A 13,432-nucleotide genomic window follows, 5' to 3' on the forward strand; every position below is an offset into this window, starting at 1 on the left:
TTGAAAGCACGGCGTGAGCTTGCAGGCGCTCACGCGACCTTGGTGCGGCCGGTGCGGGAGGCGATGATCACGCCGGCGATGACCAGCGCGTAGCCGATCAGATGAAACGGCTTCAGCTCCTCGCCGAGCAGCAGGATCGCCAGCACCGAGCCGAACAGCGGCACCAGATGCAGAAACGGCGCGGCGCGGTTCGGCCCGATCAGGCCGATGCCGCGATTGAAGAACAGATAGGCGAGCGTCGAGGCGAACACCACGACGTAGCCGAGGGTCAGGAGCGATAACAGATCGAGCTGCAGCACGAAGCCGGACGCGTATTCCCACGCGGCCAGCGGCAGCAGCAGCAGGGCGCCCAAGGCCGTGCAGCACGAGATCAGCGACAGCTGGTGCACGGCCGGCCGCCGCGTCATGACCGCCGAGTAGATCCCGAACACCAGCAGCGCCCCGGCGAACATCAAGTCACCGCGGTTGAACTGAATGGCGGCCAATGCGCCGAGGTCTCCGCGCAGCAGAATGACCAGCACGCCGGTCAAGGATATCGCGATGCCGGCGAACTGCGCCGCCGTCAGCCTGACCCCGAACAGCACGAGCGACCATAGCGCTACGAACAGGGGGGCCGAGGATTGGATCAGCAGCCCGTTGAGCGCCTGGGTGTACTGCATCGCCCAGTAGGACAGCGCATTGTTGATGGCGAAGCCGGTCAGCGCCAGCACCAGCAGCAGCGGCCAGCTGGCCAGCAAGGTACGCCAGTCGCGTACGAGATGCGTCCGCGCGAACGGCCACAGCATCAGGAAAGTTCCGATCCAGCGGATGCAGGACAGGGTCAGCGGCGGCACGTGCCCGGCGACATAGCGCGCCAGCACGATGTTGCCGGCCCAGAACAGCGAGGCCAGCGTCAGAAGCAGATAGGGCTGGTTGTTGAGCCAGGCCAGCGGCGAGGTCGGATGCGATGCGGTGGGCAAGGAATCGGCTTCTCTTGTTGACCGGAGCTTGTGCCCGAAATGGCGGGCGGGACAAGAGCGCCGGGCGGAAGGCCGCCATGTCGAAATACCAATGGGCCTCCTTTACAAAACGAATATTCGTTTTGTATGCTCGTCGCAGACGGGAACGCCATCGAGCCGACAGCCGCAACCCTGCAACGGCTCGGCAGGAGCTGCACATGCCGAAACTCAAGCCCGAGACGATGGCCGCGCGCCGGGACGAGATCCTGCAGGCCGCCGAGGCCTGCTTTGCCCGGCAGGGATTCCATCAGACCACGATCGCCGATGTCATTGCGCAATCTGGTTTGAGCGCGGGCTGCATCTACGGCCATTTCGCCAGCAAGGAAGAGCTCATTCAGGCGATCGGCGAGCATCGCCATGCCCGTGATGCCGCCCTGTTGGCCACGGCGCGTGAGATTTCTGATCCGTTGGAAGCGTTGCGCGCCATTGCGCGCGCCTCGTTGGCAGACATGCAAAAGGAAGAGGGCCTGCGCCACCGGCGCATCGCGCTGCAGCTCTGGGCCGAGGCGCTGCGGGACGATGATATCCGCGCGCAGGTGACGGACGGTGTGCGCAAGCCGGCCGTCTTGATCACCGAGCTGCTGCAGCGGGGCCAGCGGCTCGGCGTCATCGACCGCTCCGTTCATCCACGCAGCATGGCCCGCACGATCGTCGCGATGTTCCAGGGGTTCGTGCTGCAGCGATTGTGGGGCGAGCCGTTCTCGTCATCCGAAGCGATGGCCGCATTCGAGACGCTGCTGACGGGACTCGCGGCGCGGCGATGACCTGAAGCGACTGCCTCTCCAACCGTACCGGGCGGGTCTCAATGATGAGCGTTCCTGATCTCATTGGCGGTCTCGGCACCGGGCTGGTCGGCGGCTTCACTTCGGGGCTGCTCGGCGTCACTCCCGGCGGTGGGCTCGTCGTGTTCGCGGTCATGCTGCTCGGCGCCGAGCAGCATGCCGCGCAAGGGCTCTCGCTGGTCGCGCAGATCCCGCCGACCAGTGCGGCCGGCATCAGGCGCTATTGGGATAGCGGCAATCGGGTGACGGCTGCGGTGTTGCTCTGGCTCGGCCTGGGATTCCTGGTCGGCGGCATCGTCGGCGCACTGATCGCGAACTGGACGACGGCGGCGGTCCTGCAATGGGCCTATGTGATCTACCTATTCTTGCTCGATGCTCTGCTGCTGCGCAGGCGACGGGCGAAGGAGTCCGCCGAAGCAACCGGCGCCGCGCCGGATCCACATCGAGCAGCGCTCCTTGCAGTTGGCTGCGCGGCCGGCGTGTCCTCAGGCTTTCTTGGGATCGGCGGCGGGCTCGCGACGGTGGTTGGCTTGAGCGCGGTGCTGGGCATGGCACAGCACCGCGCCCAGATGATCAGCCTGGCGCTGACGCTGGTGCCCACGACGCTTCCATCCGCCTGGATCTACTGGCGGCACGGCGCCATGCCGGCCTGGCCCACCCTCGTCGCGGTGATCGTCGGCCTCGCGGTCGGCACCGATGTCGGCGCGCGTCTCGCGAACCGCGTTCTGCCGGAACGGTTGCGCGTCCTGCTGGTGGGCTTTGTGTCGCTGATGGCCGTCTGCATGACGCTCAAGGCGCTCGGATGAACCGTTCGCCTCATGTCGCCTGCTTGCGCGAGGCCGCGTAGACGCCGCTCAGCACCAGGGCGAAGCCGATCACGTGGAAGATCTGCGGCCGCTCGCCGAGGAAGACGAACGCCATGATCGAGCCGAACACCGGCACCACGTGGAAGAACGGCGCTGCGCGGTTGGCACCGATCAGAAGAACGCCGCGGTTGAAGCACAGATAGGCGATGGTCGAGGGAAAGATCGCGACGTAGAGCAGTGACAGTAGGTTCTGGGTGTCGAGCGCCATCACCGGGCGCGTGTTGAGCTCCCAGATCAACAGCGGAATCAGGCTCGCGGCTCCGCAGCCGAAGGTGAAGGCGACCATCGACAGGCCATGGATTTGCGGCCGCTTGATCGTCAGCACCGAATAGAAGCCGAACACCGCCATCGCGACCAGGAAGATCAGGTCGCCCTTGTTGAAGCTGATGTCGGTGAGCGCGGCCGGATGGCCGCGCGTGAGGATCAGCAGCACGCCGACCATCGACAGCACGATGCCGATGGCCTGCGCCAAAGTGAGATGCACGCGCAGCAGCAGCATCGACCAGAGCGCCACGATCAGCGGGCCGCCGGATTGCAGCAGCAGCGTGTTGAGCGCCTGGGTGTATTCGAGCGACCAGTACTGCAGCGTGTTGAAGGCGCCGATGCCGGTCACCGACAGCGCGATCATGACGCCGAGCTTGGAGCGGATCGCCGGCCAGTCCTGGCGAAGCTGCTTCCAGGCCAGCGGCAGAATGATCAGGAACGCCAGCGACCAACGCAGGAACGACAGGGTGACAGGCGGAATGTGCCCGGCAGCCAACCGGCCGACGATCGCGTTGCCGGCCCAGCACAGCGCGGTGATGCTGAGCAGCACATAGGGTTGGTTGGCGATCCAGGCGCGCGCGGGCGCGGCGGACGCGGTGGGATCGGCGGCAGACATGCGGCGGTGTTGGCCCCGGTTCGTGCGCCGCGGCATCCGGCCCGGTCATCCCGGCCGCTGGTCCTCCCCGGCCTCGTCGACAGACACCAATTGCAGCTGCCTATCAAGAGGGCAGATGCATCGCGACTATGCAGCGGCGCTGGTCATGAACCGCGGTGGTGATGCCGCCAGTGAGTTCGCAAGGTCGTGGACTGTACGGCGACCGATTTGAGACCTTCGGCGCAGACCAGATAGGCGATAACGAGAGCCGCGATGGTGGCCAGCACGGCGATCGGCGGCACCACGAAGCCGAACCAGGCGCCGGCCGGGGTGAAGGGCACGACGAGCGCGACGGCGAGCGCGGTCAGTGACGACGCAGTCAGCATCGGATCGGCGCGGTTGCTCCATGGCCGTCCGTTGGTCCGGATGATGAAGATGACGAGGATCTGGGTCGCCATCGATTCGAGGAACCAGGCGGTCCGGAACTCGTCGGGCGTCGCATGGAACAAATAGAGCAGGGCGCCGAAAGTGAGAAAATCGAACAGCGACGACAGCGGGCCCATGATCGCGGCAAAGCGCAGCAGCCGCTTCATGTCCCAGCGCTGCGGCCGCGCGGTGGCCTGCGGACTCACACGATCGAACGGGATGCCGAGTTCGGAGAGATCATAGAGCAGGTTGTTGAGCAGGATCTGCGTCGGCAGCATCGGCAGGAAGGGCAGTATGATCGAAGCGACCGCCATGGACAGCATGTTGCCGAAATTCGAGCTCGCGCCCATTCGCACGTATTTCAGGATGTTGGCGAAGGTGCGCCGCCCTTCCTCCACACCGTCGGCGACAACCTCGAGATCGGAGGCGAGCAGGATGATGTCGGCGGCGGATTGCGCCACGGCGGTGGCGCCGTCGACCGACAGGCCGATGTCGGCCACCTTCAGCGCCGGCGCGTCGTTGATGCCGTCACCCAGGAAGCCGACGACGTGGCCCGAGGCCTGCAGCGCCTTGACGATGCGCGATTTCTGATCGGGGGCGAGCCGGCCAAACGCGTCGGCCGAGCGCACCTGCACCGCGAGCGCGTCATCGCTGAGTTCGGCGATGTCGCTGCCGGACAGCACGCGATCCGCCCTCAGTCCGACCAGCCCGGCCAGTCGCTTGACCACGACCGGATCGTCGCCGGAAAGGATCTTCAGCGCGATGCCGGCGCGCGCAAGCTGTGCGATGGCCGCGGCTGCGGTCGGCTTGGGCGGATCGGCGAACGCGCACAGACCCTCGAAGATCAGTTCCTGCTCGTCATCGGTCTCGATCTCGCGCGGCGCGCCGGTCCAGGGCCGTGACGCGATTGCGACCGTGCGCAGGCCCTCGCGCGCCAGCGCGTGAACGCGCGCGCACATCTCGTTGCGGCCGCTGGCGTCGATCGGCGTAGTCGCGCTGCCCTGCCGTTGCTGCGTGCAGAGCTCGATCACCGCCTCTGGCGCGCCCTTCACGATCAGGATCTGATCTGCCCCGCGGATCGCCAGCACCGAGCCGAGCCGGCGCGAGAAGTCGAAGGTCTGCTGTCCGCCCAGGGTCCATCCTGCTGCCGCACGGTCCGCGCCGGCGATGAGCGCGGTGTCGAGCGAGCCCCGATCGCCGCCGAGCGCGGCAGCGATCGCGCCGAGCTCCGCGGCTCGCGGGTCGTCGCTGCCGTCGGGCGCGATGCTTCGGGCGAGCGTGATCTCTGCTGAGGTCAATGTTCCCGTCTTGTCGGTGCACAGCACCGACATCGCGCCGAGATCATGGATCGCCGCGAGCCGCTTCACGATCACCTTGCGGTTGGCCATGCGAAGCGCGCCGCGCGACAGGGTCACGGTGGTGATCATCGGCAGCAGCTCGGGCGTCAGTCCGACGGCCAGCGCCACCGAGAACAACAGCGAGTCGAGCACATCACGGCCGAACACGACGCGCACCGCGAGCACGATCACGACCAGCGCCAGCGTCAGCCGCGCGATGACGAGGCCGAACTCGTGCAGGTCGCGCTCGAACGGCGTGCGGGCCTGCGCTTCGGCCAGCGCCGAGGCGGCAGCGCCGAACATCGTGTTCGGCCCGGTGTTGACGACGAGCGCGACGGCCTCTCCGGTCTGAGCCACGGAGCCACGAAACAGCGCATTCGACGTGTCGTTCTCATCGCTGGGAATACCGGCCTGTTTCGTCACGGGATAGGGCTCTCCCGTCAGCGCCGCCTCGCCGGCAGTGAAGGCCTTGCTTTCGATGATCAGCGCATCGGCAGGAACGATGTCGCCCGCGCGGACGCGCAGGATGTCTCCGGGAACGACGGCGTCGACGTCGATCTCGCGATAGGCGCCGTCCCGCTTGACCTCGGCCTTCAGGGCCACGGAGCGGCGGAGCTCCTCGGCCGCCTTGACGGCATGCCCCTCCTGAACCGTATCGAGTCCGATCGACAGCGTGAGGATGAGGACGATGATGGCGCCGCCGATCACGTCGCCCGTCACCATCGAGATGATGCCGGCCACCAGCAGGATCAGCGATAGCGGCTCGAGCAGGCGGCGGAGCACGGCGCGCATCGGCCCCACGACATGCGATGGGGAGTCGGCATTCCGGCCGTAGCGTTGCAGCCGCTGCTCGGCGTCGGCTCTGCCGAGGCCGTCCAGGTCGCAGCCCAGCGCTGCGCCTGCCTGCGCAGGCGACAGGCGCCAGAACCGGTGTAGGCCGGGGGTCGTATCAGTGCTCACATGCGTCCGTTCATGTTCGTGGATGATTGGTAATGGTCATCATGCCTGATTTGCATGAACGATCGTCCGCCGGTTGACCTAGCGCAACATCCTGCTGTCGCGATCCCCTAGCTTTGTGTGCAATGCGCCGCGGGCTGACGGCCGCACTCAAGGAATGGATGGCGCGTCACTGGGCATCATCCGCATTGACGAGTTTGTGTTGACGACCATGGCCGATCATGCCGCAGCTCTCCCGTCCCCTACGAAAGCCGCCGTTGGTCCGACCGTCCTAGCGGCGGTCTGGGCGCATCGCTGGTTCGCTCTCGCCATCATCGTGCTGCTCGGCCTTGGCGGCTGGCAAAGCGTCCGGGTCATGCTTGGGCCTGCCATCGTGGTCGATCAGGTCCGGCGCGGCGACCTCGTCGAGACCGTCGTTGCCAGCGGTCACGTCGAGACGCCGTTCCGCGTCGAGATCGGCAGCCAGATCACCGGCACCGTCGAGGAGGTGCTGGTGCTGGAAGGCCAGCACGTCACCAAGGGCCAGCCGCTGATCTCGCTGGAGTCGCGCGAGCTGAAGGCTGCGGTGGTGCAGGCACAAGGGCAGGTGGCGCAGGCCGAGGCGCGGATGCGCCAGCTCGCCGAGCTGACCTTGCCGTCGGCGAAGGAGGCTTTGCGCCAGGTGCAGGCGACCTTGCTCAATGCTCAGCAGACCTATGACCGGACGTCGCAGCTGACCGGCAACGGCTATGCCACGCGCGCGGCGCTCGACGAGGCCCAGAAGACGCTCGACGTTGCGCTGGCCCAGAAGCGTGCCGCCGAATTCCAGGTCTTCACGGCGAGCCCCGGCGGCAGCGACTACGTCATGGCCGAGACGCAGCTGAACCAGGCGCGCGCCAATCTCGACACGGCGCAGTCTCGTCTCGGCTATGCGACGATCTCGGCGCCGCGCGACGGCGTGCTGATCACGCGCAGTGTCGAGCGCGGCACCGTGGCGCAGCCCGGCAAGACGCTGCTCGTCCTGGCGCCTGCCGGCGATCTCCAGCTCGTCCTGCAGATCGACGAGCGCAATCTCGGCAAGCTGGCGCTCGGCCAGACGGCGCTCGCGTCGGCCGATGCCTATCCCGACAGGCGCTTCCCCGCTGTGGTCAGCTACATCAACCCCGGCATCGATATTTCCCGCGCGTCCGTCCAGGTCAAGCTGATCGTCAAGGACCCGCCCGACTATCTGCGCCAGGACATGACGGTGTCTGTCGACATCGAGGTCGCCTCCCGCAAGGATACGCTGGAGCTGCCGGTGCGCTCGGTTCACGATATCACCTCGGGACAGCCCTGGGTGCTCGGGGTGAAGGACGGCCGCGCGGTCAAGCAGCCGGTGCGCGTCGGCCTCCGCGGCAACAGCCATGTCGAGATCGTCGACGGCTTGAACGCCGGTGACATCGCCGTGCCCCAGAGTTCCGGCATCCTGACCGGCCAGCGCTTCCGCCCGGTGCTGCCGTGAACCGCTGGCTGCCCTTCGAGTGGATCGCGGCGGTGCGTTTCCTGCGCGAGGGCCGGCTGCAGACCTTGTTCATCATCGGCGGCATCGCGATCGGCGTCGGCGTCATCGTGTTCATGTCGGCGATGCTCGCCGGCCTCGAGGCCAATTTCATCAAGCGGGTGCTGACCTCGCAGCCGCAGATCCAACTGCTGACGCCGGATCAGGTTGCGCGTCCCCTGCGCAACGACAATGGCGTGATCGAGGATGCCATCGTGCAGCGTCCGAGCCAGCGCGTGATCTCGATCGATCAATGGCCGAAGATCCGCAATCAGATGCTGGCGATGCCGGAGATCTCGGCGGTGTCGCCGACCATCTCCGGCTCCGCCCTCGCCATTCGCGGCGACGCCAGCCGCGCCGTGACGCTGTCCGGCATCGAGCCGGAGAGCTACTTCACAATCGTGCGCGTGCCGGACTACATCGTCGCCGGCGAGCCGCGGCTGACCAGCGAGGACATCATCATAGGTACCGAGCTCGCCAGGGATCTCGGCGCGATCGTCGGCGACAAGCTCAATGTTCAGGCGGCATCCGGCGCCAACCGCGTGCTGATCGTGACTGGTCTCGTCGATCTCGGCAGCAAGGGCGCCAATCAGCGCTCCGCCTATGTTGCGCTGCGCACGGCGCAGTCGCTGCTCGGCATGGTCGGCGGCGTCACCACGATCGACATCACCGTGCGGGACATCTATGCCGCTGAGGACATTGCGCAGCGCATCCAGGCCGCCAATCGCGTCAAGGCCGACAGTTGGATCAAGACCAACGCGCAGTTCTTCACGGCGGTGCGCGCGCAGGCGACATCCAACACGCTGATCCGCGTCTTCGTCGCGCTCTCGGTCGCGTTCGGCATCGCGGCCGTGCTGATCGTCTCGGTGATCCAGCGCTCCAAGGAGATCGGGATCCTGCGTGCGATGGGCACCTCGCGCGGACAGATCTTGCGCGTGTTCCTGCTGCAGGGCGGGCTGCTCGGCTTCGTCGGCTCGCTGTTCGGCGCGGCAATGGGCGCGGGTGCGCTGATCTATTGGCATGCGGTGCAGCGCCAGGCCGATGGCTCGGAGTTGTTTCCGTTGATCCTCGAACGCCGATTGTTTCTCATCACGGCCCTGCTCGCGACGGTGACGGGCCTGCTCGCCGCGACCGCGCCGGCGCTGCGCGCGGCCAAGCTCGATCCGGTGGTGGCGATCCGTGGCTGAGGTCCTGCTGCGACTGGAGAAGGTCTGCAAGGCCTACAATGTCGGGCTGCCGACCGAGACCGAGGTGCTGCACGACATCGACATCGAGGTCGACCGCGGCGAGTTCGTCGCGCTGATCGGTCCGTCCGGCTCCGGCAAGAGCACTCTGCTGAACATCGTCGGTCTCTTGGACCGGCCGACCTCCGGCCGGTTGGCGATCAAGGGCCAGGATACTGCGTCGCTCAGTGATACCGAGCTCACCCATCTGCGCGGCCATACCATCGGATTCATCTTTCAGTCTCATCTCCTGATCTCTGCCTTCACGGCCAAGGAGAACGTGATGATGCCGCTGCTGGTCGATCGCGGCTTCCCGGGCCCCGAGATCGAGGCGCAGGCGTCGAAGCTGCTCGACCAGGTTGGGTTGGCGAAATTCGCCGACCATCTCGCGAGCAACATGTCGGGCGGCCAGCAGCAGCGGGTCGCGGTGGCGCGGGCGCTGGCGATGAACCCCGATCTGGTTCTGGCGGACGAGCCGACCGGCAACCTCGACACCAAGTCTGCCGAGGCGGTCTTTGGCCTGATGCGCGACGTCAATCGGGAGGTCGGCACGAGCTTCCTGCTCGTCACCCACAACCTTGATCTGGCCCGGCGCTGCGATCGCATCATCGAGGTTGTCGACGGCCGCATCCAGAGCTGAGGGCGGGCCGCTTCGATCGTAGATTCGCCGCCGTTCGGGGGCTCAATGGAACTGCCCGGGTCGATGCGCCGCCAGAAGCGCACGGCCGGGTCGCCCGATCCGCAGCCGGGGCGGCTTGAAATTTTGGGGCTTATCAAAGGCTTGGTGGCGCTCTTGTGTGCTCCGAAGGCCCGTTCTCGCTTGCCTAGCCCGGCGGCTTCCTTTATCCGGTGGGTCGCCTCGCAAGCGAGCGGTCCTGGCCGCGATTTGGGCTGGGCGCATGGTTGGCCAGGCTGGCCCCTCATCGGAAGCGATTTCGTCCGAACCGATCGTGCTGTTTTGGATCTTGGCAGAGGAAAGAGCTGCGAATGGCTAACGTCGTCGTCGTCGGCGCCCAATGGGGTGACGAGGGGAAGGGCAAGATCGTCGACTGGCTGTCGGAGCAGGCCGACATCGTCGTTCGCTTCCAGGGCGGCCACAACGCCGGTCATACGCTTGTCATCAACGGCGCGACGTACAAGCTGGCGCTGCTGCCGTCGGGCGTGCTGCGCACCGGCAAGCTGTCGGTGATCGGCAATGGCGTCGTGTTCGATCCGCAGGCCTTCCTGGACGAGGTCGGCAAGCTCCAGTCGCAGGGCGTCGCCATCAGCCCGGACAATCTGCGCGTTGCCGAGAACGTCACGCTGATCCTGCCGCTGCACCGTGAACTCGACGCGCTGCGGGAATCCGCGAGCGCGGCGACCGCGATCGGCACCACCCGCCGCGGCATCGGCCCGGCCTATGAGGACAAGGTCGGCCGGCGCGCGATCCGGCTGATGGACCTCGCTGATCTCGATACGCTGCCGCACAAGATCGACCGCCTGCTCGCGCACCATAATGCGCTCCGCCGCGGCCTCGGCCTCGAACCGATCGACGGCCAGCAGATCCTGCGCGAGCTGACCGCCTTCGCGCCGAAGCTGCTGCCCTATGCGGAGACGGTCTGGCGGCTGCTCGACATCAAGCGCCGCGAAGGCAAGCGCATGCTGTTCGAGGGCGCGCAGGGTGCGCTGCTCGACGTCGACCACGGCACCTATCCCTACGTGACCTCGTCCAACACGGTGGCGGCGCAGGCGGCCACCGGCGCCGGCCTCGGGCCGGGCGCGATCGGCTATGTGCTCGGCCTGTGCAAGGCCTACACGACCCGGGTCGGGCAAGGGCCGTTTCCAACCGAGCAGGACAACGAGACCGGCCGCAAGATCGGCGAGCGTGGCCGCGAATTCGGAACGAATACCGGCCGGCCGCGTCGTTGCGGCTGGTTCGATGCGGTCCTGGTCCGTCAGGCGGTCCGGACCTGCGGCATTAACGGTCTTGCGCTGACCAAGCTGGACATTCTCGATGGTTTCGACACCATCGATGTCTGCACCGGCTACAGGCTGGACGGCAAGGAGATCGATCATTTCCCGGCAGGTGAGGGCGCGCAGTCCAGGGTCGAACCGATCTACGAGACGATCGAAGGCTGGAAACAGCCGACGGCGAACGCGCGCTCCTGGGCCGATCTGCCGGCACAGGCCATCAAATACGTCCGGCGCATCGAGGAACTGGTGGGTTGCCCGATCGCGCTGCTTTCCACCAGCCCCGAACGCGAGGATACTATTCTGGTCCAGAATCCCTTCGAGGCGTGACGGGACCCGACAGCTGAGCGCGCGAATTGAGTTGATATGGCCGACTACTACCCGCTGATAGCCCGTGCCATTGCCGGATTGGACCCCAACGCTCCCGGGGAAAGCCGGCGTGCGCTTTACGAGCGGGCGCGGGCCGCGTTGATCGCACAGTTGCGCAGCGTCCAGCCGCCGCTCAGCGAGTCCGAGATCACGCGCGAGCGGCTGTCGCTCGAGGAGGCCGTTCGCAAGGTCGAGGCGGAAGCAGCCCAGCGTGCCCGCGAGGCGCAGCGGGCGTCCAGTGGCGCTGCCCGCCCAGGCGATGCGCTCCGGCGGGCCGGTGCGCGCAATTCGGATGCTCCGGCACCCCCCTCGGCTCAGCCCACTCCGACTCCAGACCAGGCCGCCACTGCCGCCCCCCGGCCACGACCGGCGGGCCCGGCTGCTGCCCGGGCCGAGCGGCCGCCGCTCGGCGCCGAGACGGCCGAGCTGCGTCCGGCGCGCAATCCGCGACCGGAAGCGCCGCCGGCTGCCGCTGGCGCACCAGCTGTGCCACCGCGGCCCCAGCCGCCTCAAACGCCTCCACAGGATGGGGCGGCGCATCCCGTGCGCGAACGTCCGGCTGCCGCCCGCCGCGGTGCTCAGGACAACGGCAATCCGGCAACGCCGCCCGCCATGCGCGGCTTCCGCGACATCACCGCTGATGTCGACGATCTCGGCAAGGCCACCGCGCAGGCCAACCGCGCGGCGCGCAAGACCTACGCCAACGTTCCGGCCACCGATCTCGATCGGCTCGAGGGCGACGACGATGACCGGCCGCCGCTGCCCGAGGCGCCGTACTCCTATGACGAGTCGGTCCAGGAGGCCGAGCGCTACGCGCTGCCGGCCACCTCGACCCGCCAGCGTGGCGCCGCTCCGGATCGCGAGGGCAAGAAGAAGCCGGAGCGCAGCGGCTCGACCTTTCCGTTCAAGGCCGCCATCGCCGCCGGGATCGTGCTGATCCTGATCGGCGCCGGAATTCTGTGGGGCCGGCCGCTGGTCGGGATGGTCAACGGCCTGTTCAAATCGTCCTCGACGGTCGAGGCGCCCAAGGACACCGGCGCGCCGCTGAGCAAGCCGAAGATCACCGACCGCGTCGGCCAGTCGCCGTCCTCGGACCAGATCGCGCCGGTCGCACAGCGCGTCGTGCTGTATGACGAGGATCCCGCCGATCCGAAGGGCAAGCAGTACATCGGCTCGGTGGTCTGGCGTACCGAGCAGATCAAGGCGACGGGCACGCAGAAGGCTGATATCGCGGTGCGCGCCGACATCGAGATTCCCGATCGCAAGTTCAAGATGACGATGTCGTTCCGCCGCAACACCGACACGTCGCTGCCGGCGAGCCACACCGCCGAGCTCACCTTCATCCTGCCGCAGGACTTCTCGGGCGGCGGCGTCGGCAACGTGCCGGGCATCCTGATGAAGTCCAACGAGCAGTCGCGCGGAACGCCGCTGGCGGGCCTTGCGGTGAAGGTCACCGACGGCTTCTTCCTGGTCGGCCTGTCCAACGTCGACGCCGACCGGACCCGCAACGTGCAGCTCCTGAAGGAGCGCTCCTGGTTCGACGTTCCCTTGGTCTACACCAATCAGCGCCGGGCCATCATCGCGATCGAGAAGGGCGCGCCGGGCGAGCGCGCGTTCAACGACGCCTTCGCGCTGTGGGGTGACTGAGCAGGCCGCACGCGCCTCGCGCGTTCGGCGAATCGCCGAGGCAGGAGATTGGGCATGAAGCGATATCTCATCTTCGTTGCCGTAGGCCCGGCGCTGGGCGGCTTCGCGCTGCTCCTGGTCACGACCTACATGTCCGGTTATTGGACCAACACCAATCCGGGCGAAGTGGCCAAGCTGTTCAAGGTCTTCGTCACCTCGCTGCAATACAGCTACCTGTTCGGCTTCTTGCCGGCGCTGATGATGTGCGCGATCGACGACATCCTGTTCCACGTCAGGCGCATCGGGCCGACGTTGCGGATGCTGCTGGTGGGCGGCATCGCCTTCCTGCTCGCGGCCTTCAACTACGCCTCGCATGGCTCCGAATACGGCATCGTGCAGTGGATCCTGTACGGGCTGGTCGGCTTCATCCCGGCGACGGTGTCATCGTGGCTGGTGCACAGATTCGTTGAGGAGCCGCAGCCGGCGGTCGCTACTGAGCCGCCGACTGCGTAAGCCGATCGCA

General features: G+C 67.0%; 11 protein-coding genes. 8 read left to right on the forward strand and 3 right to left on the reverse strand.

The annotated features are described in order from the left end of the window. Positions 1-29: 29 nt before the first annotated feature. Complete coding sequence (locus tag ACQR03_RS08925; protein ID WP_315750076.1) at positions 30-959, reverse strand: DMT family transporter; 930 nt, start codon at positions 957-959, stop codon at positions 30-32. Between the two features lie 77 nt (positions 960-1,036). Between ACQR03_RS08925 and ACQR03_RS08930 the strand changes: the two genes are divergently transcribed. Further along, positions 1,037-1,762, forward strand: coding sequence for a TetR/AcrR family transcriptional regulator (locus tag ACQR03_RS08930; protein WP_434841376.1), 726 nt, complete (start codon positions 1,037-1,039; stop codon positions 1,760-1,762). Between the two features lie 44 nt (positions 1,763-1,806). After that, entirely contained in the window at positions 1,807-2,586 is a 780-nt protein-coding gene (locus ACQR03_RS08935; protein WP_434841396.1) for a sulfite exporter TauE/SafE family protein, read from the forward strand. 10 nt (positions 2,587-2,596) lie between these two features. Here the strand turns inward: ACQR03_RS08935 and ACQR03_RS08940 are convergent, their stop codons facing one another. Together ACQR03_RS08940 and mgtA are read right to left on the reverse strand one after the other, a co-directional pair. Continuing rightward, positions 2,597-3,526, reverse strand: coding sequence for a DMT family transporter (locus ACQR03_RS08940; RefSeq protein ID WP_315827652.1), 930 nt, complete (start codon positions 3,524-3,526; stop codon positions 2,597-2,599). Positions 3,527-3,669: 143 nt separating this feature from the next. After that, on the reverse strand, positions 3,670-6,228 hold the full coding sequence (mgtA, locus tag ACQR03_RS08945) for a magnesium-translocating P-type ATPase (protein WP_434841375.1): 2,559 nt from the start codon (positions 6,226-6,228) through the stop codon (positions 3,670-3,672). A gap of 208 nt (positions 6,229-6,436) precedes the next feature. On the opposite strand from mgtA, the gene ACQR03_RS08950 reads away from it, so the two are divergent. From ACQR03_RS08950 to ACQR03_RS08975, 6 genes are all read left to right on the forward strand, one after another. Next, the gene (locus ACQR03_RS08950; RefSeq protein ID WP_434841395.1) at positions 6,437-7,705 is read left to right on the forward strand and encodes an efflux RND transporter periplasmic adaptor subunit; all 1,269 of its coding nucleotides are present in this window, start codon (positions 6,437-6,439) and stop codon (positions 7,703-7,705) included. Then, positions 7,702-8,928 (forward strand): ABC transporter permease, encoded by a 1,227-nt coding sequence (locus tag ACQR03_RS08955; protein ID WP_315750080.1) that lies wholly within the window; start codon positions 7,702-7,704, stop codon positions 8,926-8,928. The genes ACQR03_RS08950 and ACQR03_RS08955 overlap by 4 nt, the downstream gene beginning before the upstream one ends. Then, the gene (locus tag ACQR03_RS08960; protein WP_315750081.1) at positions 8,921-9,604 is read left to right on the forward strand and encodes an ABC transporter ATP-binding protein; all 684 of its coding nucleotides are present in this window, start codon (positions 8,921-8,923) and stop codon (positions 9,602-9,604) included. The genes ACQR03_RS08955 and ACQR03_RS08960 overlap by 8 nt, the downstream gene beginning before the upstream one ends. Positions 9,605-9,951: 347 nt before the next feature. Next, positions 9,952-11,244, forward strand: a complete 1,293-nt coding sequence (locus tag ACQR03_RS08965; RefSeq protein WP_315714139.1) for an adenylosuccinate synthase — start codon at positions 9,952-9,954, stop codon at positions 11,242-11,244. Positions 11,245-11,280: 36 nt separating this feature from the next. Continuing rightward, positions 11,281-12,930: a hypothetical protein gene (locus tag ACQR03_RS08970; protein ID WP_434841374.1), complete on the forward strand. Its 1,650-nt coding sequence runs from the start codon at positions 11,281-11,283 to the stop codon at positions 12,928-12,930. 54 nt (positions 12,931-12,984) lie between these two features. Beyond that, a complete protein-coding gene (locus ACQR03_RS08975; RefSeq protein ID WP_315750083.1) occupies positions 12,985-13,422 on the forward strand; it encodes a DUF5413 family protein in 438 nt (145 codons plus the stop codon). The last annotated feature ends 10 nt before the right edge of the window (positions 13,423-13,432 follow it).

This window comes from Bradyrhizobium sp. HKCCYLS3070, assembly GCF_051167575.1.
Classification (GTDB): Bacteria; Pseudomonadota; Alphaproteobacteria; order Rhizobiales; family Xanthobacteraceae; genus Bradyrhizobium.

What these genes read in the sequence shown, in the direction of transcription:
- ACQR03_RS08935 (WP_434841396.1), top strand. Translation starts at nt 1,807, where the DNA reads ATGAGCGTTCCTGATCTCATTGGCGGTCTCGGCACCGGGCTGGTCGGC.
- ACQR03_RS08965 (WP_315714139.1), top strand. Translation starts at nt 9,952, where the DNA reads ATGGCTAACGTCGTCGTCGTCGGCGCCCAATGGGGTGACGAGGGGAAG.
- ACQR03_RS08930 (WP_434841376.1), top strand. Translation starts at nt 1,037, where the DNA reads ATGTCGAAATACCAATGGGCCTCCTTTACAAAACGAATATTCGTTTTG.
- ACQR03_RS08970 (WP_434841374.1), top strand. Translation starts at nt 11,281, where the DNA reads ATGGCCGACTACTACCCGCTGATAGCCCGTGCCATTGCCGGATTGGAC.
- ACQR03_RS08940 (WP_315827652.1), bottom strand. Translation starts at nt 3,526, where the DNA reads ATGTCTGCCGCCGATCCCACCGCGTCCGCCGCGCCCGCGCGCGCCTGG.
- ACQR03_RS08975 (WP_315750083.1), top strand. Translation starts at nt 12,985, where the DNA reads ATGAAGCGATATCTCATCTTCGTTGCCGTAGGCCCGGCGCTGGGCGGC.
- ACQR03_RS08950 (WP_434841395.1), top strand. Translation starts at nt 6,437, where the DNA reads ATGGCCGATCATGCCGCAGCTCTCCCGTCCCCTACGAAAGCCGCCGTT.